Consider the following 20,593-nt stretch of genomic DNA (forward strand, 5'->3'; position numbering starts at 1 on the left):
TGTTACCTGTTATTATTCCAGGTTTTTACCAGTTTATCGAGTATTTGATTAAGTTGGACTGGTGTCAGATGGTTCGGTAACTGGCGGTTGCGTGACAGTTCTACATGGATTTGGTGCATCTGATTGTAAAACAATGCCAAAACGGTTGATCTGGGAGGAGTTTAGCAATACAGTAGCTGGCAAAAGTTTTGAATTTGCTGGAACTGAGGTAGTTACCTCTGGGTTATTAATCTTACCTGGAGTTTGTGTACTTTTATTAGCACAGACTCGCATAGACACCAAAAAACTCCCAGAAGCAGGACTTGGATTTGATTTTTTCTCAATAACTTCTAAAAAAGTCCCACGGGGAAGTAATTGGTTTTTTCCCCAGGATATGTCATTGTTGGTTTTAATGACCCAACCAGGAGAAAGATTAGCCAGCGATCGCGGTGTAGGTGTTGCTTCAATGCCAGGATTTTGAGTTTGTAAGGGATTGGAAAAAATTGGAGAGGTTCCTCGCAGTTGCCTGACGAACAATCCTAAAAAACCTGCTGCTAGCACAAATATTAATGGAACTATCCACTGTAAGGGGAATTGACGACTTTTAGCAGGTTCAGTGTCTGGAATCACCTGAGTCTTGTGGTTTGGGCTGCCTAAAACTGTCGCATCTGTTCCTCTGGATGCTAAATCAACAGTTTTGGCAGAATAACTCTGGGGAATCACTGCTTGGATGGTGATTTCTGGTTCCCAATATTGGACTTGATAGTGAACTAAAGCGACGGTGACATTATCATGTCCATTTTTAGTATTAGCAATTTCGACTAATCTATCGGCAACAGTTGCTATATTTGCTTCCCCAATTAAAATTGGCAAGATTTCTGTTTCCCAGTACTCCTCTACCCGATCGAAGTCACTCAAACCATCGGATGTGAGCAGAAAAACAGCATCTTCATCGAGCATAAATCGTCCCGAAGTGGGATGCAATGAAGTGCTAGAACCCATCCCCAAAGCTTGGACGAGAGAGCCAGCGGCACTCTGTTGCACTGCCTCGCGGTAAATGGCATAACCTAGTCGCACTTCACGGGAGGCGACATCATCATCAAGGGTAACTTGATAACAGCCGTGTCGTGTAATCCAGTAGGCACGACTATCACCGACGTGGGTAATGTACATTTCATGAGCAACAGGCAATGCCATGACTAAAGTCGTGCCCATGCGTTGACGCCCTTGGCGATTTTCACTGTCATTGCGCTGACTGATTTTGTCATTGGCCATTGCCACTGCCTTATCTAGGTCATTCAGCAGCATTGAAGGGTCTATGTGGTCGTAGGGAACCTTTGTTAGTTGCTGTACCTGCTGCTGGATTGTTTCAATGGCTAAATTTGAGGCGACATTGCCGCCCTCGTGCCCACCGATGCCATCACAGACAATTGCTAAGGCTGTTGGCTGGGGTGGTTTGCTCACAAGAGTTCCACTGGGGGGGCTACAGGCATCTTCGTTACGTTGACGACTTGGCCCGGTGTCGGTTTTGGTGATAATTTGGATCGTGGGTGTTTGCGATCGCCCTAACCCAGCCAGTCCCCGATCTAAAACTCCGATTAATTGATCGGTGGAATTAATTTCTCCCTGAATTAAAGCCAGGCTAACGCGATCGACAAATTCCGCGATCGCTGGTTTGGCGGTGCTGACCAACTGCTGCCAAAATTCACCTAATTGCGGCAATTCTGGTGATGTGGCGCTGTCAAAACGCAATTCCAACAACCGGACTAACGATCCTTCCACCCGTAACACATCAGAGTCAAGTAAGCTAGAGGCGACACCTTCACTCACAAGAGGTTGCCACAGATGAGCTATTTGCCATAACCAATTCAGTTGGCGCATTGATGTTGCATCATGCCAAGCAGTAGTTAACTCGCTGCCCAAATGCACTTGTTGGATAGTGTCATCTACTAATAGTGGCGGTTTTTCTAAAAGTAATATTTCTCGGTGTGAAGACCCATCAGCAACAAAAAGCACTCCATATACCTGCGGTACGTGTAAACGGTAGGGAATCAGTCTCAGGTAGGCTTTTAGAGGCTGTAAATTATCTAACTCAGGCGTTAGCGCTAATAAACCAGGCTTCGTATCTAAAAGAACAAATTTATCAAGGATTAAATAGCGATCGGCTAATATTTCTCCAGGGCTACCCACACTTGGGCTATCTACCACAGCCCAGAGATAAGTTTTGGGTAGAGGCGTCGAACATCGCTGGCAAAACTTGTGAGTCAGGGGGTTGGCAGCCTGACAATTTTCGTTTGGACAGTAGAGCGTTGCCGCGTCATTTTCCATATTTTTCGCACCGATCAGCGATTGGCAATTTCTTTAATAGCATTAGTAGGGACAATCTAGACCGCTCATCTTTCTTAAACTTGACATACCCAGACTTTAGATGATGATTTTAGCTGGCGGATATCAGCAGGTGCTAATACTTTATCCGAATCCAAAAAATACGCTCCTAACTCAACCCTACAGCCTAATCATAGCTTCTATTGCCCTGTGACTCTTCATCGCCAAAGCAACTAACTCCAACCCTGTCACCACAGCATAACCCAAGCATAACTGCGCGATTTGTTTTTACTAAATTACCCCATCATTAACAGGCAGAGAATGTTGGTATTTATTTAGTTTATAAGTAGGATAGCAAGAATTAACTTTAATTTAAGAATTAAGAATAGCAAATATTAATTTTGGCAAAAGTACCTGATAAATGCAGTGACTCTAAAATCTCTTTCGGACTGCTGTTAGTGGCAGGGGGGGTTAGCCAGTGCTGAGTTAAGAAGTACAGACAATCATAGGGGCACAACATGTTGTGCCCCTACCCTTGTACTTTATTTACCTGAAATACGCTGGATGAATTTTTCCACTTTCAGCAGAGACACTTTTAACTCAGCAATCTTTGTACAGAAGGGTTCAGGCAGCCCGCTACCAACTCATTGGCTTATTGCTTGTCGTCAATGGCAACTTGAGGAACTCCCATGCTGTAATTAGTAACACGGGCAGAAAGATTGTAGCTAACTTCGCCGAGTTGCAGAAGCGATCGCAGATAATGCTCTAAGTCTGACCCCACACGGCGCAAGTTATAGTCTGTGAGGTCTGCGCCACTAGATGCTTCTACTAGTTCATCAAATTTTCGATAAATTTTTTGCAGTGCATCTTCATTCCAATTAAATTCGTTATCTGGGTCAACATCTAAGGTTAAGACTTGTTGACTAGGAACTAGATCGCCATCCCGGTCAATTTCACCTGCAAAAATGCGGATATGCCTGGTTGTGGACTTGAGCAGCATCGGGTTATCCATAAAAAGGTGTAAGATTTGCGTGGATTACACTGAAATTATTGTAGACCTTATATCCGAGCTTGAATGCTCTCAATTTAAAAGCTTTGAATGCTGTTTTAAAAGGGTACATTGAATGGGCATAAGTAAAAATATCACCTTTGCTGATGAGTTTGCTACTTGTGTTATGAGTTGAAGATATATTTAACTGCTAGTACTGACAGTAGTCGAATTATTTTTCTGTAAAAATTAATTGTTAGAGTATTTTCATTTGGTCTACAAATCTGACTTACTGCTAAGATTTTTGGGCTTGATTAAGTCTAAAAGACGGTAGGATAAGGCACTCAGCAGGAATAATTTGCTCTGTGTGCTTTTTTTATAGAGAACAAAAGTTTTGACATTAATAATTATGCCGAGCAATTTATCCTGAATTTTATATTGCAAAAAACGTACATCAAGTAATTTCACTGAATCGTGCTACATCTACTGCTGGCATTAATAAGCTCAAAAAAAATCAGCGGTTTTACTTACGTATAAACACCAAAATTAGAGTAACAAGTCAAACTGTTATTGACGTTCACATAAAGTTGATGTAAAAACCTTTAAAAAGGTTGAACAACTTCTTACAGAAACTTTATTGTGTAGAATCTTAAAAACTGAATAATAGTTATGGCTTACCATAAGCTACATCTGGCACAGAAACGTCAAAATCTAGACACCGAAAATCTAGCTTGAAAATACACCACAGGAGAGTGAAATGGAATACAAAGGTGATTGATGAAGAAAAATTCTTAATTCAAGCACTTTGGATTCAAAAGAGATATAAAGAATTTTTGCTGGACATCTACCTCCTTACCCTCATGACAACCAAGTAAAGGAATCTCAATAGCTATGAACTCCAAAGCATTACCACGCCAGATAAATAATCTCGAAGTAGGTGTTTATGAGTGTGAAATACATCTCAAATTCCGGTTGATTGAGGAAAAAAGTCTATTGAGCGATCGCGAACAACTCTTACAAGTGCTACTTGATGCTTTAACCGAAGGTTCTGATGACTTTCTAGAAACGCTACAAGCGTCCGTTAAAGCCCAGGAAGTATCTGAGTTTAAAGCCTCGCCTCAAATGCGACGCCAGCTAATGCGCTTGCGTAATGTCGCGGAAAATTCTCCAACCTAAAGGTGTAATTTAAGTAATGAAAAACGTGAATTGGGCATCAAATCAAATGTTGATCCCATACCCCCGTTGCCATAAAAACTAAGCAGTCAGTAGATTTCATAAAATATTTTGATTTCTACCTTGTGAAAGTCTTATTTAGCAGCACAAAGTCCCAGGAACAGTTTCCGCTATTAAAAACTTTGTAGCAAAGGGTACTGGTAGAATCTGAAAGCAAATTCAGCCGGGTGCATTTTACCGAGTTTTTATCAAAACATTGCAGAATAATAAAACCCTGTATCTTTACAGATGGGGAATTGGACAACAGGCGCAAATCAAATGAAAATCTAAAAGACCAAAGTAAAAATAAATAACCTTCCTTTTAGCTTTTTGCTTAAGCTAAGTGCCTGATTTGCTGAAATACTTATGTTTTATCTATTACTGGTAATAGGTTATGGTTTAGCACCCAGTTAGCTATGATCAATTACCTAGAGGCAGGGGAGATGAGGGAGACAAGGGGACAAGGGGACAAGTCTCTCCCTTCTTCCTTGTCCACCTTGTCTAGCTTGTCTCTTCTCCAGACCCAATACTTCCCTACCAGAGGTTGCGTCAACGGCTTCTCTAAGAGACTCTACAACGCGAACGGTGAGTACAAGTACAATTCCCAATGCCTATTTAGCAAGACCGTGTTCGAGAGCAAAACGAACTAACTCTGTACGGCTATTGGTGCCAGTTTTACTAAACAAACGGCTGACGTATTTTTCTACATTGCGGACGCTGGTTTCTAAGCGACGGGCGATTTCTTTGTTCATCAACCCTTCAGCGACCAAATTTAAAACACTTTGTTCTCTGGGAGTCAAATCAATTTTAAAAGGCGCTGGCGATTGGGAAATAGCATTTCTTTGAGTTAACAATGCCTTTATTTGGGCAATCTGATTGGCTAGTTCAGCAAGATCGGGGGTTTCAGCGTCATCTCCCGTACTCGCAGCCTTAGCGGCGCGACGCGCTAGCAAATTTTCGACTATAGCCACTAACTCGTCTGGGTCAAAGGGTTTGGGTAGATAGGCATCAACACCAGCGTGATAGCCTTGAATGCGATCGCCTGTCATACCTTTAGCAGTTAAAAATACTACTGGGAGTGCTTGAAAACGGGGGTCTTCCCGTAGTTGCTTCAGAAACTGATAGCCATCCACTTGAGGCATCATCACATCGGAAATCACTAAATCAGGTGTATTCATCTGCATCCATTCCCAACCTTCAAGGGCGTTACTGGCGACTTGAACGCTGAAACCGCTCTCTTGCAAATAGTCTTTCACGGCTTCCCGTATCCCTGGTTCATCATCCACCAGTAACAATTGTGCTGACATTTAAGATTACCTTGAGTTTTCCTTTTTCCAATTTAGCGAAAGTTGGTAGGCATTGAGCAACTTGAATTCACCCCTACCGCCTTTAAAGCTTTTAAAGTTGACATCTCTGCCTCCTATCAACCCTATCGCTGCATTAACCATCGTGTCTCATAGAGACGGGCTGCCTGCAAAGTTGTCCAACATTTCCCTGTAGTAAGATCCCAACAGTTGATGGTTTCATCTTGGCTACCACCGAGGAGAGTTTGCTTGTCGTGGCTCAGACTGAGCAACCAATATAGTAAAACAGTCTCCAATAGCTATATGCCAAATTTTAATAGCGCCTAGACTAGACAAAACTATGCTCAGGATTTTAAATAACCCTTACCATTGAGGATTTTCCATAATTAATGCCTCTGCCACCGAGCTATTTAACGGAACGGAGAAAAAATGTCCCTGGCCATATTGACAGTTTAACTTTCTTAGAAGTAATAGTTGCTCTTTTGTCTCTACCCCTTCGGCAAGCACATCCACACCTAGCTTGTGTGCCAAGGTGACAATTATCTCAATAATTTCTAAATTATTATTATTAGTGCCCATCAGGCTGATGAAAGAACGGTCAATTTTCAACACACTAATCGGAAAGTTATAAAGACCACCTAATGAGGAATAGCCCGTACCAAAGTCATCAATTGATAACTCAATCCCCATCTTTTGAAGTTGTAAGATTGCGGCAGTTACCTTATCACCATTTTCCACAATTGCGTTTTCAGTAATCTCTAGCATTAGAGTGCCAGCATCAAGGCCAGTTGAGTGCAAAATTTGCCCAATCTGCTCTATCAAATCTGGCTGAGAAAATTGCTTGACAGAGAGATTAACACTAATTTTCTCTAGTAATTTAAAACAATGGCATACTCGCCAAACTTGCATCTGGCGGCAGGCTTCATGCAACACCCATTTGCCAATGGAGAAAATTAGTCCAGTTTCCTCTGCTAGGGGAATAAAATCTGCTGGATTAAGCAGACCACGCTCTGGGTGCTGCCAGCGCAGTAGAGCCTCAAAACCGACAATAGAGCCACTAGTGAGCGAAACAATCGGTTGGTAATAAACCCGAAATTCTTCGCGTTCAATTGCTCGGCGCAAATCGGTTTCTAACTGCAATCTCGCCAGAGCATTAGCATACATATCTGAGTTGAATAGCTTATAACGCGCTCTGCCTAGCACCTTGGCTCGGTACATTGCTGTATCTGCATCCCTCAACAGTTCTTCTGGGTGTTGATAGTCTACTGTCGAACTCAACGCGATGCCAATACTTGCCGTAATGAAGACTTCTTGTCCGTCAAGCTCAAAGGGTAATGTCAGTTCCTTCTGAATCCGTTCAGCGACTTTGATGGCGTCTGACATATCCTGGATTCCCTCAAGCAGGATTGTAAATTCGTCTCCCCCAAGTCGTGCCGCTGTATCTATGGAGCGTATGCATATTTGTAGTCTACTTGCAATAGCAAGCAGCAATTGGTCTCCATTTAGGTGTCCCAGGCTGTCATTGATTACCTTAAACCGATCTAGGTCGATAAATAGTACAGCATATAGATAATCTGAATGCCGTTTTGAATAATTTATCGCATGTTTTAGGCGGTTCATAAATGCAACACGGTTTTCCAGACCTGTCAGTGTATCGTGAAAAGCAAGGTGCAGTAGTTGTGACTCGACTTTTTTACGTTCTGTAATTTCATTTAGCAATTTCTGATTTGCTTTTACCAGTTCCGCTGTCCGTTCCGCCACCCGTATTTCTAACTCACTGTAAGCTCGGTACAACATTTCTTCAGCTTGTTTGCGTTCACTGATGTTGCACAGCAGCCAACGCCAGCCAAGTTGCTTCTCCCCAAGGTCGTATACTACAGACGCTTTCACATTAGCAGGGAAAGGCTTTCCTCTCCGTGGCTGTAGGTGAATTTCCCAGTTCAGTATCTCTTGCAAATTGTTTATTTGAGAGCTAAAGTACTGGCGGTCTTGTTGAGCAATAAAAAGAATTAATGGTTTACCTACTAGATACTTTTGTTGGACACCAAGCAAAGTTGCTGCTACATGGTTAGCCTCTTGGATTGTCCCGTTGATATCAGTTACCAAGTAACCATCTGGAGCAAACTCGAACAAATCTTGGTAACGCTGGCGCTCTTTCTCTACTGCTGCTCGTGTTACCTTTAACTCCTCGGAAGCTGTCAATAGTTCTTCCATTGCGGTGTTAAGTTCCTCGTAAGCGTCTGTTATCATCTCCTGTTGTGAGTTCAGCTTAGTTCCATAGCAATTTAATAGTCCCTGTATTTGTGAGCACAATTTATCTATCTGTTGATTAAATCCATCCGCTTTCATGTTGCTCAACTCACAAAACTATGAAGCGTAGCTGTGACTGAAAATACCAGGGGAAGCAAACCCCATGCTTTCCTCAAGACTTCAGACGCTATTGAGCAGGTAAGGAGAGAAGGTTACTTGAAAGAGCGGACACTCTATAAATAAATATGACAGAACTTGGTTTTTTGATTTACTAACTTAATTTCTCAATAATGAGGAAGCAATCAAATTTGTGCAGCCTCAATCAACTTTTCATCTTATTGAGTGCCAAAAACTTGTCTTATAACAACCAAACTGCTAAGTGGCAACAAGCCCTACCTACTGAAACTCTTATTTTATTAAATACAAGGTACTAAAGTTAAAAGTTCATCAATAACAGCATATTTGCTTTATCCATTTTTGAAAATACTTCTTAAGATACATTCGCTTTTGTGAGCTAAGGAAAGAATAAGGCTCTCAGTCAATGCTTCTGGGCTGACAAGAGCGTTTTTGCTTAGGCGTTACTGAATTCAGGTATGAAAACGATTTTGCGTGATTTTAAAACCTTTGTAGAGATTAGCAATTGCAACGTCTCTACACCAAGATTTATACATCTAATCAGCAACGCCTTTTTTCTTCATTACAGTCGAGCAATTATCTTGGCATTCTCTGGGAGCTTGGCGTCTCTTTGTCCAACAGTACGCGCCCTAGCTGTGAACAAACCAATGGGAGTACTTAATAAATCTATAAGGGTGGCTTGACCAGCGATGCCTGGGTTGGGCTGCGCCAACGCCTTTTTAATATCTCTTGGAATTTCCTTCAATAACCAACGTGCCAAACGATAGCCGTATTCTTTGGGTGTCATCTCTCGCATTAAATCTACACCGTGCAGTTCGTGCAGATAGCGATTTGAGCGTCCATAACGCCGCCATTGACTTTGTAGTTCTTGAAGTGTAGCGCGGTGGCGGTGCTGAACGATCGCATTTGGGGCAAATTCCAAACGCCCGATGTTTTCCCCCAAAATTCGCCAACAAATATCAGCATCGCCACCAGTAGTTAGATAGGGACGAAATAAACCCACTTTTTCAAAGGCAATGTGCCGAATCGCCAAATTAGCCGTTTGACCATAGGGACGAAAGGAATGCTTAAGGGTATGCTTTTGCGATAAAGTTTCTTGACGGTCTGCGTGTTGTTCTAGCAGAGTTGTGCCTGGTAGTGCCAAAATTTCTCCAGCAACAATTACCACTTCTGGGTTGACAAAAGGTTGAATGAGTGTATCTAACCATTGCGGTTGTGGGCGACAATCTGCATCGGTAAAAACCATAATTTCACCCGTAGCAGAGCGAATCCCAGTATTACGAGCAGCGTAAGAGCTTTGAATTTGGTTCTCACTCAAGGGGCGAATTGTAATTGGGCAATTTTCGGCAGATGTTTTGAGGATGGTGAGAGTGCGATCGCTACTGTTATTGTCCACCAACAAGTATTCTACCCGGTCTTTTGGGTAAGTTTGAGACAACAGACAATTGATTAACTCTGGTAAATCCGCCTCACCGTTATAAATAGGAACAACCACCGACACCATTGGTAAAAATCTGGTGACAGCGGTTGCATCAACTGGCTGATGATTCATAAATCTGAGATTTTGGAGATGGGATTAGTAGCTAGTATTCCCAAACCAAAATCCTGGAACGGCATATCAAGCAGTTTTCATAACTCCAAAAATCTGGATTTGGGAATACTACTATATAAACACCTGGTAACAAATCATTCGCGTCAATTTAAAATTTCAGGTTATCGGCGCGGCTCATGGGTCGAGTCGGTTGATTTGCTGGCGGCTGGGCAAAGTTGTTATTTGATAGAATTGCGATCGCCCGAGCATATTGGGGATCGCTCTTAGTTCCGATTAAATTTGGATTAGAAGCCAATTGACGCTCTTGTGCTTCTGTCAAATCTAGCTTGATGTCTGGAGCAATCCCTTTATGGTTAATATCTGTTCCCGCCGGGGTGTAGTAATGGGCTATGGTGACAGCCAAGCCGGAACCATCTGCGAGTTCATGAACTGACTGTACTAGGGCTTTGCCAAAAGTTTGACCACCTACAACTACCGCCCGCTTATTATCCTTGAGTGCCCCTGTGAGGATTTCGCTAGCACTAGCTGAATTCCCATCCACTAAGACCGCCAAAGGACGATTTGTCAAAGCAGTGCGATTAGCTTTAGTTTCCTCAGTGCCGCCCACACGGTCTACTGTCTTGACAATTCCGCCGTCATTATACCACATACGAGCAATTTCAATACTCGCTTGCAACAAACCGCCAGGATTTCCCCGCAAATCCAACACATAAGAATCAACTTTCTTAGTGTTCAAATCGCGGATGGCTCGTTGCATTTGGTCTGCGGCGTGGGCGCTAAATTCTCGCAAACGGATATAGCCAACGCGGCGGTTCCCTTCTTGTCTGAGGGTATAGCGTACTGTTGGGACTTCAATACTTGCTCTTGTCAGCTTCAAATCAAAGGCATTTTGCCCCGCCCGTCCCAGTCGTAGCTTGATGGGACTACCCGCTTTACCACGGATTAGCTTCGAGGCATCATCCACTTTCATTTTGAGAGTGGATTTGCCGTCAATTGCCAAAATTTCATCGCCTGCTTTGATCCCAGCTTTCAGCGCCGGAGAATTTTCTATGGCTTCGACAACGGTGAGGCGCTGAGTTTTTTCGTTCACTTCCATCCGAACGCCAATCCCAGAGACTTCCCCAGATGTTTGGCTAGTTAGAGCTTCAAATTGTTGGGGGTCCATGAACCGAGTGTAAGGATCTCCCAATTTTTGTAAAGCTTCGCGGATGGCAGTGTATGCTTCTTCCTTAGAAGAGTAGTCTTTGCTCAACAGGCTTTGCCTAGTTGCTTGCCAATCTTGTTGATTAAATTTACCATCAACATATTCATGATTTACCAGTTGCCAAACTTGGTCAACTATCACTTTTGGGCTGTCTTGTAGGGCTAGAGCAGCACGGACACCACGAGTCCAAGCGGGGCCGAACACAGACATGGTAGCAGTTGTGGCGATCGCTCCACCAATCAAGGCTACTTGGAGCGGTGAGTAACTTTTCGCAGATTGGTTCATGTATACTTAGCTGGAATAATTGTGTTGTTGACAGTTTAGCAATCAGGCTTTCCAGAAATTTTTAAGTTTTTATACCCCAGAATCAACAATTTTCCTTCATCATTTTTATCCTTAAATGATGCCAAAAATGCCGCATTAGTTGTTAACAATGATTTCTCAGTTTGTTAGTCTTCTCCGGAAGGCTATACTGAGCATGTGACACTTTAATTAGCGTCATGTTTGCATTCAAGATTACTTTTATAAGATAGCACTTTGCTCACTGAATTGCAGTACTGTTAGACAGTAATAAAATCAGTTTTTCTTACTTAAGTCATGAAACGCAAATTTACCATCAAATCATTAATTTCTATTAAAAAAAAATCTGTTAATTTGTGGCAATTGTTACAAAAACTCAGTGGTGGATTGTATGTTGTCCTGGGTGTTTGGCTGATTTTCACTACTATAACCTTACTTTTTGCTTCTTCGCAGCCAATAGATGCCTTCTTTGTCTTGGGTGGCAGTATTCGTCGAGAAACTTATGTTGCCCAATTAGCAAGACAATACCCACAAACCCCAATTTTAATTTCTCATGGTTCCCCAGATCCCTGTATACGCTTAATTTTTGAGGCGGAATTAGCAGAGTTACAAAACGTTTGGTTAGAAAACTGCGCGAATTCTACCTTTGAAAATTTTTATTATAGTATTCCAATTCTGCGCCGTTGGGGAGTGCATAAAGTCATGTTGATTACCTCGCCAAGTCATTTACCCAGAGCTAAATGGATGGCACAGATTCTTTTTGGCGCTCATGGTATTTGGGTAGAGCCAGAAATTGTTCAAGAATTGGGTATTCCTGGTAATCGGGAATCTTGGACTAAAACTGGATTAGATATAATACGCAGCTTATTTTGGGCGATTTTAAGTCAAATTATTCAACCGCAATGCTCAAATGTCACAAAACTTACTGATGTAGATATGCAAGCTTGGGAGCATCGAGGTTTTCATTGCGAACACCAAGGGGGGCTGAGGAGATAAAGGAGATGAGGATTTATCAGAGGACTATAATGCTACTCAGTTTTTGGTAGCATGATAACCGTGTCATCATGCTAATTAGGATAGTATCATTTAAGGATCAAGTAACCGAAGATATTTTGGTTCTTCAGTACGTATTATGCTGAACTTTTAATTAAAGTCCGTCACTTACCTTGAAAATCAAGCCTTACAGGGAGTTATAGCTTCAATTTCAAAAATCTTGCCTCAAGCGCTAAGAGTGACGGCTGTTATTATTGCCCAGCAAGGATTTTAAGCTAATTTACAGACGTATTTAGCATAACAAGTACTGAAGAGCCGATATTTTTGAGAACCACGAAGTAGCGATCGCTTTAAAAATTAAGCAGTATATTTGCATAAAATAATCGCAATTAGGCAAAGGTGAAGAAAATCTTACTCTCCACCTCTGGGCTTGTTGTTAAACATCGCTTCTGCTAATTGCACCCAATGGAGAATCAATGCAAAATTTCCCAATCTTGCAGCATCAAAATAGCATCTCTATACAAAGACAAATCCGCCTGATTAACTTCTATTCCCTCTCCGATTCCTTGGAGAAGCGTAATTGTCAATTTTCCTCCCAAATGTTCGCGGAATTCCGTAAGCCCCCTAAACAGACAATGCGGATGATCTAGTTGATCTAATTGCTCTGTCAGTGCTGATACGTACAAAGTAAAGCCTAATTTTTTGAGTGTAGTTAGAACCATTTGCCACTCTGATTGCAAGAGTTGCCCTGTTAAATATGAATAGGTTGTATCTAAAGCGATGCCGATCGCTACAGCTTCACCATGACGTAAGCTGTAATTAGTTAAATGCTCTAGTTTATGAGCAGCCCAGTGTCCAAAGTCTAAAGGACGCGATGAACCCATTTCAAAGGGATCGCCACTACCAGCAATATGCTCTAAGTGCAACTGAGAGCAACGATAGATCAGTCTTTCCATTATGTCCATGTCTCGATTAGCCAATTTATCGGCATTAGTCATAATGAAATCGAAGAAATCTGCATCTTTAATCAGCGCTACTTTCACAGCTTCTGCAATGCCCGATCGCCAATCTCGATCGTCGAGACTAATAAGAAAATCAAAGTCATTCAAGACTGCATAAGGTGGCATGAATGTACCCAAAAAGTTTTTCTTCCCGAAGGCATTGATTCCGTTTTTTACTCCTACACCCGAATCATTTTGCCCTAATACTGTTGTCGGTACTCGTAGCAGCCGAATTCCTCGGTGAGCGGTTGTTGCTGCATATCCTGCCATGTCTAGAACAGCTCCACCTCCAATTGCTAAGACGTAGGAGTGACGGCATAATCCAGCTGCATTGATCCGCTGATGAATTTGCTCTATAAATCTAGAATCGTTCTTGACTGCTTCTCCACCTGGAACTACTATCGGCTCACCGCTCAGTGTTATTATATCCTCATAGCATTGGGCATAGACTGATAATTTTTTTAACAGCCCATCTTGATACTGTAAAAATCCTCCATCTACCACTGCTAGTACTTGTTTTGGAGTTGTCTCTCCATCTGCGGCGATCGCTTGTGCAAGTAAAGGATTATCTAACTGAAACAGACCTCTAGTGAAGTGAACATCATAATTGAAGGTAACACGGACACATTGGTTAATTGGTTGTAGATTCAGAGCGCTTTTTTGTTGAATAACCATTTGAATATTATTACTTTTTAAGTAACTGTAAATCAACACATTATTGCAATTAAAGTTAATAGCAATACAAATAGAATAAATCCATTATGTAATTCAATTTTTAGATAAATTACTAGACAAATCTATTTATTAAAATAATCATACTTTTGAAGTGTCTTTGCCTAACAGATAAATTCAAATTAAGATAAATTTACAATTTATATTGATGCCTATGCTTGATATCTAAGGTTAGTAATGGAGATCATTATTACATAAAATTCTAATTTTTTTCCGTAAGATAATTTTAGGATTTATCTAATCAAAATGGTATCTTTACAGTATCTTCTTTAAAGTCAGGATATTTTTATAGATTCAGTGAAGTTATAATTCTAGTAGTATATTATCTAACTGCTTCAAACCCAAAAAATCAATTTTAGTGCTATATTTTATACTTGGTTGTCACAAAGAAGTTGGGCAACTTATCCTGAATTTATCATGAGTAAAGTAAACAAATTACTGCATCACTGGCTGTTAAAGTCTGTTTCAGAGAAAGCTTTTACTTGGTTGGAACAGAAGCAGGCACAGATTGCTAGCGGTGCTGCTGAACGAGTGTTTTTTACGGCTTTTAGTGCTGTGCCGCGTTATCTAGGTAAACAGGATTTGCAGCTAACATTCCAGGATTTGGAAGCAGCAGAGGATCTGATTCCTGGCTGGTATCCTGGTAATTGGAGTGTAGATCAAGCAGGTCGCACACTTTTGCTTTTAGCTTTGCCCCACGATGATGCTGAGGGCTATGTGCGATCGCTCGATCGAGTCTTCTCCACTGCCGATATGGGGGAGTTAGTTGTCCTTTATCAAAGTTTGCCGCTGCTACCACATCCAGAGTTACATCGCCATCGTACTGCTGAGGGAATTCGCAGCAATATGAGCAATGTATTCCAAGCCATAGCACTACGTAACCCTTATCCAGCGAATTATTTAGATAATGCTGCCTGGAATCAGATGGTGCTGAAGGCTGTGTTTGTTGGCAGTCCGTTGCATCTAATTTGGGGTCTAGATCGGCGTGCTAACCCAGAATTGGCGAGGATGTTGGCAGACTATGCCCATGAACGTTGGGCAGCTAAACGCTCAGTTACGCCAGAACTTTGGCGACCTGTAGGGCGGTTTGCCGATAACGCCATCATCACAGATTTAGAAAAAGTACTGGCTAATGGGGCTATAGACGAGCAAGAAGCAGCAGCCTTAGCTTGTGCTGAGTCTCCCTTACCACAAGCGCAAGCATTACTTTCTCATTACCCAGATTTACAGTCATCCATTCAACAAGGTAATCTGACTTGGAGCAGTTTTAGCCGCGATGCCTGCGGCGAGCTGCGCTAACGCCTCTTTGTTTACAAATAAAAGGGAATGGAGGAAGACGCGATTAATCGCGTCTGTACAAGGGAGATGAGGGAGACGAGGAGGACAAGGAAAATGCCCAATGCCCAATGCCCAATGCCCAATGCCCAATGCCTCATTCTCAATGCCCAATGCCCCATGCTCAATCATTAAAACCATGATGTTTATTGATCCTCACATTCACATGTGTTCCCGTACTACTTACGATTACTTAGTGATGCGGGAATATGGAATTGTCGCCGTTATTGAACCAGCCTTTTGGTTAGGACAACCCCGAACTAATGCCGGCTCATTTAAAGACTATTTCAGTGGTCTCGTAGGCTGGGAACGGTTTCGTGCTAGTCAGTTTGGCATCCAGCATTACTGCACAATCGGCTTAAATCCGAAAGAAGCTAACAATGAAGCGCTAGCAGCTGAAGTTATGGAACTGCTACCACTTTATGCCTGTAAAGAAGGAGTTGTTGCCATTGGTGAAATTGGCTATGACGATATGACAGAAGCAGAGGATAAGTACTTTTGTCAACAGTTAGAATTAGCCAAAGAACTCGATACGTTGGTACTAATTCATACTCCTCACCGTAATAAGAAGGCGGGTGCTAGTCGGAGTATGGATCGCTGTATTGAATATGGTTTAGATCCTTCACAAGTAGTTATCGATCACAACAACGAAGAAACTGTTGAAGAAGTATTAGGACGAGGTTTTTGGGCAGCTTTCACGATTTACCCACAGACGAAGATGGGTAACGCCCGGATGGTAGAAGTTGTCCGTAAGTATGGGTGCGATCGCATCATTGTAGATAGTAGCGCTGATTGGGGTATTAGCGATCCTTTAGCAGTACCAAAAACGGCTCAGTTGATGTTAGATAGGGGCATTCCTGAAGAACATGTGCAAGCAGTTTGTTATGAGAATGCCTTGGCTGCTTACAGTCAAACTGGGCAGATGAAAGCTTCAGATTGGCTTAATCCCCAATCTGTTGATCAGCGTCAGTTGTTCAGTGGAAATTCTGTGCTACGGGGACAAGAACCAGGAATCAAATCAGTTTCAGATTATGTGTTGATTGAGTAGAAAATTGGGAGTGAGGAGTGTACAAATATCTGGTTCATCTGTAATGTGCGGTTTATTTTGGAAAGTTACTAGGCATGGAGGCAGATAAGTGAATGTTGCAAGCTTAAATTTTCAAAGCTGGCGGGGTTATCTGGAATTGATGCGTCCTGCTAATATTGTTACTGCTTGGGCGGATATTCTTCTTGGTTTTGCTGCTTCTGGCTCTGGAATAATTTTTACTAAATTAATTAATGGCGAAGCAACTGTTGCCATACTAATTCCATTAGCTTGGTTGTTATTGGCTACAACTGGTTTATACGGCGGTGGTATAGTTTTTAATGATGTTTTTGATGCGGAATTAGATGCAAAAGAGCGACCAAATAGAGCAATTCCCAGTGGTCGCGTATCTCGTCAAAATGCTATTTTATTGGGGAGTATACTGTTTGCCATCGGGATTATAGCTGCCTTTCAAGTATCATTGTTGAGTGCTGCGATCGCTATTTTTATAACTCTTTCATGCCTCCTCTATAACTCACTCGCCAAACATCATCCTTTTTTCGGCCCTTTAAATATGGGTTTGTGCCGTGGCAGTAACTTATTATTAGGTGTAAGTGCTGTACCAGAAATAATCGGAGAACGTTGGTATTTAGCACTGATTCCTATTCTTTATATTGCTGCTATCACCGCAATTAGTCAGGGTGAAGTTCACGGAGGTAAGAAGATTACGGGAGTACTAGCATTACTGCTAATTGCAATAGTTTTGACGGCAGTTTTAGCTTTAGGATTAGTGGATGAGTATACAGCGATCGCAGCCTTACCATTTGCTATTTTATTAGCTATCAGAATCTTACCTAACTTTATCAAAGCTGCGCGGGAACCGATAGCCGAAAATATCCGCAATGCTGTGAAAATAGGTGTTTTATCTCTAATAGTCTTAGATGCAACCGTTGCATCTGGTTTTGCTGGTTTGTATTACGGTTTATTCGTTCTAATCTTGCTACCAATTTCGATGAAGTTAGCAAAAGTATTTGCTGTTACTTAAATTTGAATGTATACACCCAGTAATACCATTAATCGGCTGTAGGGGTGCATAGATGTGCATCCCAAGCCCTATTTTTTACCTTGCTAAAGCGATCGCGGCATTCTGTCCACCAAAGCCAAAACTGCAACATAATACCTGCCGGATTTTGCTTAGACGCGCTGCTGTCACGATATCTAAATCAAACTCTGGTTGCTGCAAACCTAAACAAGGCGGTAATATTTGATGCTTTAGCGCCATGAGAGAAAAAGCTACACCTAAAGCTCCAGATGCCCCTAGTGTATGACCTGTGCTTCCCTTGGTGGAACTAACTGCCACGCCTTGAGGAAACAAACGCTGGATTACCATACTCTCCATTTGGTCATTTAGCTGGGTAGCTGTGCCATGAGCATGAATGTAATCGATATCGGCTGGTGTCAGACTACTACGTTCTAGACATTGTTTGATGGCAGCGATCGCACTTTTACCTTCTGGTTCTGGTGAATTACTATGATATGCGTCGTTAGTTAAGCCAAAACCGAGAATTTCACCATATACTTTTGCTTGACGCTGCTTTGCCAACTCTGCTGATTCTAAGACAAACACAGCTGCGCCTTCACCCAACACTAAACCTTCCCGATGCAAATCAAAGGGATAAGCCCCAGTTTTCGCTAAAGCACCCATCTGCTGAAACCCAGCTAAAGTTAAGGGTGTAATCGGTGCTTCCACTGCACCTGCGATCGCTTGTTGACATTGCCCAGTTTGTATAAGCATAGCTGCTTGGGCAATAGACCAAATTCCAGTCGCACAAGCTGCCATCGGTGCCAAAACTATCCCCGATGCGCCGATTTGTCTTGCTGCTGCGATCGCATTTATATGAGGTAATGTATCTAGCCAATTTCCAAAAGAGGACACAGGGAAATTCTTCGCGTTATACATTTGCCGCGCCAGCATTTCCCAAGACGCTTGATAAGAGCGACTCGATCCAATAACTACAGCACAATCAGCTAAAGGGGCAATTAACCCAGAATCTTGTAAAGCAGAAGTAACAACCATCTGAGTTAACATTGTCAACTCAGATGGTTGTTCACCAATCAAACCTAGAGGAAGTGGTGTAAGTTCTGGAAATGGTTGATGTAAACCAATTCCAGATTTACCTGCGATTAAGTTTCGCCAGCTATCCTCTAAGCTTCCACCTAAAGCGGAAACTAGACCAATACCAGTGACACAAACCTTAACCAATCTGAATTTTAGGAGTAAAGAACCTTCCGCTATTCAAACATTCAATTCTTCATTTTGAATTTTGAATTTTGAATTGATTTCTCCTACTGTCCAGGCGTTTTCAGGTTTTCAGCACCTTGAGTGACTTTAGCAGAATCAATGCGATCGCCTTGCTGAATTTTGTTGACTATATCAAAGCCTTGAGTGACATTGCCAAACACGGCGTAGTTACCATCCAAAAATGCTAGATCCGCTAAAGCAAAGTAAAACTGGGCAGAAGCAGAGTCTGGTGATTGCGATCGCGCCATCGCCACTGCACCCTGTTTATGGGGCAATACAACAGCTTGAGCAGTAGCATCAAATGGTTTATTGTAAATCGGAGTATCTGAACCTTTAGCTTTAATTTCTAAAGGTATATAACGAGCATTTCCCGTTTTTGGGTCAATATAGCCACCGGTTCCCAGTCTATCTGCTGGAACTTTCCGGTCTTTGCTTTGAGGATCGCCCCCTTGAACTACAAACGGTTGGGGTTCGCGCACAACTCGATGGAAAGCTAAACCATCGTAAACACCCTTTTGCACTAAATCTACGAAGTTGCCAGCTGTAATGGGGGCATCAGTGCCATCTACTTCGATAGTAATCGGCGAACCTTTAACCGTCAGCACCACAGTAGCTTTGCCTTCGAGCCGTGGTAAATCTGTAATTCCAGGAATACTCTCACTACTAGTTTGAGATGCAGATGTTGCTTCAGTAGTTGCCTTGGTGCTTGCCTCGCTTGTGGCCGAGGTAGTAGTCGAGTTTGGAGAAGAGCTATTAGAAGCGACTTGCTGTGTTGAACATCCTCCCAACATCAAGGCACTGATAATCACAAGAGAAAGCAAAAATTGTGAAATTTTTAACCGCATTGCCTGTTACCGATTTAACCAGAGTATCTTATCGTTTTAAGGGGTATTGGGATTAGGGGAGAGGTGACAGGTAACAGGTGATAGGGAATAATCTGTACCCTGTACCCTATAACCTGTAACCTTACAATCCTTCTAGCGACACTCCCAAAAAGCGGGCTAACTTTGCGCCTTCTGTTTCCAACTCTGTTAAAGATAACGGTTGGCCAACCCGTGTTAAGGGTATATCTCGTCGTCCCTTAATGCGTAGATAGAGGGCGCGACGGGGGTTAAGACCTTCTTTTACGTCTATTAGTACAGATTGGACATCTTCTATGCGGCTATCAATCTGAATTCGGCGGTTTTTGCCAGGAAACCCCCAACGGAAAATTTTGATTGCGCCAGTTTCCCGATCAAATTCGTTGTAACCGCCTCCAACATCCAATACAATCACTAGCCATAGGTATGTGGCTAATAGCAAGCCAGCAGCACCATATAACCCCATCACTAATCCTTGGGGGACGAATACCAGTTGAGTGGGATCGGAAACTATGAGTAAATTAACTTTTAAATAACTGGATATTCCAGACAATAAAAAGCCGCTTGCTCCCAAGGTAACGATAGTTGCCCACCAGTAGTTACTGAACCGACGAGAACCGAGAACATTTTGGTGCAGGAGGCGATCGCCTTTGTTAATCGTTGTTGATGTCGTCATTGAACTACCATTGCCCGTGAGATACTCGCTGTAACATACTCGCACACTGAATGCTTTTGCATAGAGTGGTGGGTTCCTGTGCCAATCCGGCTATTGCTTAGGAGGCACGGAGAGCTATGTTTGAAGTCCACGGGAACCCTGCCGCAGACTATGAATTTTTCACTTTGTACCCTACAAATTTTACTGTCCCGGATAATGCTGGCTTACTTGTACTACGGGACAAACCACTTAGGCTATTTGTATTAGTCAAGATATGCCAACTTCCTTTCTCCTTGTCTAACGTTTCACATAGGTTTTCCAGAGGTGTATCAACGACCGTGGCGGCGAAGTGACTATCCGCATTTTACCAAACATCGTTGACAAAAACTCAACTGCGTCCTTCCATGTTCCTGCTACCGATATAATTTTTTAGGGAATGTTG

At 42.3% G+C, this 20,593-nt stretch carries 16 protein-coding genes; 5 read left to right on the forward strand and 11 right to left on the reverse strand.

The genetic code is table 11. From position 1 onward, the window contains the following. Window positions 1-48 precede the first annotated feature (48 nt). Window positions 49-2,307, reverse strand: coding sequence for a protein phosphatase 2C domain-containing protein (locus tag HWQ43_RS20470; protein ID WP_292737464.1), 2,259 nt, complete (start codon window positions 2,305-2,307; stop codon window positions 49-51). A gap of 649 nt (window positions 2,308-2,956) precedes the next feature. Then, a complete protein-coding gene (locus HWQ43_RS20475) occupies window positions 2,957-3,316 on the reverse strand; it encodes an NAD(P)H-quinone oxidoreductase subunit M (protein ID WP_094350943.1) in 360 nt (119 codons plus the stop codon). A gap of 867 nt (window positions 3,317-4,183) precedes the next feature. Here HWQ43_RS20475 and HWQ43_RS20480 point away from each other — a divergent pair. Continuing rightward, entirely contained in the window at window positions 4,184-4,468 is a 285-nt protein-coding gene (locus tag HWQ43_RS20480) for an Npun_R1517 family heterocyst differentiation transcriptional regulator (RefSeq protein WP_094350942.1), read from the forward strand. A 647-nt stretch (window positions 4,469-5,115) separates the two neighbouring features. On the opposite strand, the gene HWQ43_RS20485 is transcribed toward HWQ43_RS20480, so the two are convergent. The 5 genes from HWQ43_RS20485 to ctpB form a co-directional block, all read right to left on the reverse strand. Continuing rightward, a complete protein-coding gene (locus HWQ43_RS20485; RefSeq protein WP_094328649.1) occupies window positions 5,116-5,811 on the reverse strand; it encodes a response regulator transcription factor in 696 nt (231 codons plus the stop codon). 122 nt (window positions 5,812-5,933) lie between these two features. Then, on the reverse strand, window positions 5,934-6,104 hold the full coding sequence (locus HWQ43_RS20490) for a hypothetical protein (RefSeq protein ID WP_292737468.1): 171 nt from the start codon (window positions 6,102-6,104) through the stop codon (window positions 5,934-5,936). 67 nt (window positions 6,105-6,171) lie between these two features. Further along, window positions 6,172-8,058: an EAL domain-containing protein gene (locus HWQ43_RS20495; RefSeq protein WP_292737470.1), complete on the reverse strand. Its 1,887-nt coding sequence runs from the start codon at window positions 8,056-8,058 to the stop codon at window positions 6,172-6,174. A 697-nt stretch (window positions 8,059-8,755) separates the two neighbouring features. Then, window positions 8,756-9,745, reverse strand: coding sequence for a glycosyltransferase (locus HWQ43_RS20500; protein WP_292737472.1), 990 nt, complete (start codon window positions 9,743-9,745; stop codon window positions 8,756-8,758). A gap of 148 nt (window positions 9,746-9,893) precedes the next feature. After that, on the reverse strand, window positions 9,894-11,234 hold the full coding sequence (gene ctpB / locus HWQ43_RS20505) for a carboxyl-terminal processing protease CtpB (protein WP_292737474.1): 1,341 nt from the start codon (window positions 11,232-11,234) through the stop codon (window positions 9,894-9,896). 312 nt (window positions 11,235-11,546) lie between these two features. On the opposite strand from ctpB, the gene HWQ43_RS20510 reads away from it, so the two are divergent. Next, window positions 11,547-12,245, forward strand: a complete 699-nt coding sequence (locus HWQ43_RS20510) for a YdcF family protein (RefSeq protein ID WP_292737477.1) — start codon at window positions 11,547-11,549, stop codon at window positions 12,243-12,245. Between the two features lie 470 nt (window positions 12,246-12,715). On the opposite strand, the gene HWQ43_RS20515 is transcribed toward HWQ43_RS20510, so the two are convergent. After that, window positions 12,716-13,918: a 3-dehydroquinate synthase gene (locus HWQ43_RS20515; protein ID WP_292737479.1), complete on the reverse strand. Its 1,203-nt coding sequence runs from the start codon at window positions 13,916-13,918 to the stop codon at window positions 12,716-12,718. A gap of 474 nt (window positions 13,919-14,392) precedes the next feature. On the opposite strand from HWQ43_RS20515, the gene HWQ43_RS20520 reads away from it, so the two are divergent. From HWQ43_RS20520 to eboC, 3 genes are all read left to right on the forward strand, one after another. Next, the gene (locus HWQ43_RS20520; protein ID WP_292737481.1) at window positions 14,393-15,274 is read left to right on the forward strand and encodes an EboA family metabolite traffic protein; all 882 of its coding nucleotides are present in this window, start codon (window positions 14,393-14,395) and stop codon (window positions 15,272-15,274) included. Between the two features lie 100 nt (window positions 15,275-15,374). Next, window positions 15,375-16,358, forward strand: a complete 984-nt coding sequence (locus HWQ43_RS20525; RefSeq protein ID WP_292737483.1) for a TatD family hydrolase — start codon at window positions 15,375-15,377, stop codon at window positions 16,356-16,358. A gap of 88 nt (window positions 16,359-16,446) precedes the next feature. Continuing rightward, the gene (eboC, locus tag HWQ43_RS20530; protein WP_366932871.1) at window positions 16,447-17,379 is read left to right on the forward strand and encodes a UbiA-like protein EboC; all 933 of its coding nucleotides are present in this window, start codon (window positions 16,447-16,449) and stop codon (window positions 17,377-17,379) included. A gap of 75 nt (window positions 17,380-17,454) precedes the next feature. Here eboC and HWQ43_RS20535 read toward each other — a convergent pair whose 3' ends face one another. The 3 genes from HWQ43_RS20535 to HWQ43_RS20545 all read right to left on the reverse strand — a co-directional run bounded on the left by HWQ43_RS20535 (window position 17,455) and on the right by HWQ43_RS20545 (window position 20,172). Continuing rightward, window positions 17,455-18,597 (reverse strand): beta-ketoacyl-ACP synthase, encoded by a 1,143-nt coding sequence (locus HWQ43_RS20535; protein WP_292737485.1) that lies wholly within the window; start codon window positions 18,595-18,597, stop codon window positions 17,455-17,457. An 83-nt stretch (window positions 18,598-18,680) separates the two neighbouring features. Further along, window positions 18,681-19,481 carry a peptidylprolyl isomerase gene (locus tag HWQ43_RS20540; protein ID WP_292737487.1) on the reverse strand — a complete coding sequence of 267 codons (801 nt, stop codon included), beginning with the start codon at window positions 19,479-19,481 and terminating at the stop codon, window positions 18,681-18,683. A gap of 121 nt (window positions 19,482-19,602) precedes the next feature. Continuing rightward, the gene (locus tag HWQ43_RS20545) at window positions 19,603-20,172 is read right to left on the reverse strand and encodes a photosystem I assembly protein Ycf4 (RefSeq protein ID WP_292737489.1); all 570 of its coding nucleotides are present in this window, start codon (window positions 20,170-20,172) and stop codon (window positions 19,603-19,605) included. Window positions 20,173-20,593: the final 421 nt, after the last annotated feature.

Source organism: Nostoc sp. JL31 (genome assembly GCF_017114965.1).
Taxonomy (GTDB): domain Bacteria; phylum Cyanobacteriota; class Cyanobacteriia; order Cyanobacteriales; family Nostocaceae; genus Nostoc; species Nostoc punctiforme_A.

Bases quoted from the DNA above. Each gene is read 5' to 3' on its own strand.
- HWQ43_RS20520 (WP_292737481.1), top strand. From the start codon at position 14,393: ATGAGTAAAGTAAACAAATTACTGCATCACTGGCTGTTAAAGTCTGTT.
- HWQ43_RS20470 (WP_292737464.1), bottom strand. From the start codon at position 2,307: ATGGAAAATGACGCGGCAACGCTCTACTGTCCAAACGAAAATTGTCAG.
- HWQ43_RS20545 (WP_292737489.1), bottom strand. From the start codon at position 20,172: ATGACGACATCAACAACGATTAACAAAGGCGATCGCCTCCTGCACCAA.
- HWQ43_RS20515 (WP_292737479.1), bottom strand. From the start codon at position 13,918: ATGGTTATTCAACAAAAAAGCGCTCTGAATCTACAACCAATTAACCAA.
- HWQ43_RS20480 (WP_094350942.1), top strand. From the start codon at position 4,184: ATGAACTCCAAAGCATTACCACGCCAGATAAATAATCTCGAAGTAGGT.
- HWQ43_RS20475 (WP_094350943.1), bottom strand. From the start codon at position 3,316: ATGGATAACCCGATGCTGCTCAAGTCCACAACCAGGCATATCCGCATT.
- HWQ43_RS20540 (WP_292737487.1), bottom strand. From the start codon at position 19,481: ATGCGGTTAAAAATTTCACAATTTTTGCTTTCTCTTGTGATTATCAGT.
- HWQ43_RS20510 (WP_292737477.1), top strand. From the start codon at position 11,547: ATGAAACGCAAATTTACCATCAAATCATTAATTTCTATTAAAAAAAAA.
- HWQ43_RS20525 (WP_292737483.1), top strand. From the start codon at position 15,375: ATGCCCAATGCCCAATGCCCAATGCCCAATGCCTCATTCTCAATGCCC.
- HWQ43_RS20500 (WP_292737472.1), bottom strand. From the start codon at position 9,745: ATGAATCATCAGCCAGTTGATGCAACCGCTGTCACCAGATTTTTACCA.
- HWQ43_RS20495 (WP_292737470.1), bottom strand. From the start codon at position 8,058: ATGATAACAGACGCTTACGAGGAACTTAACACCGCAATGGAAGAACTA.
- HWQ43_RS20485 (WP_094328649.1), bottom strand. From the start codon at position 5,811: ATGTCAGCACAATTGTTACTGGTGGATGATGAACCAGGGATACGGGAA.
- ctpB (WP_292737474.1), bottom strand. From the start codon at position 11,234: ATGAACCAATCTGCGAAAAGTTACTCACCGCTCCAAGTAGCCTTGATT.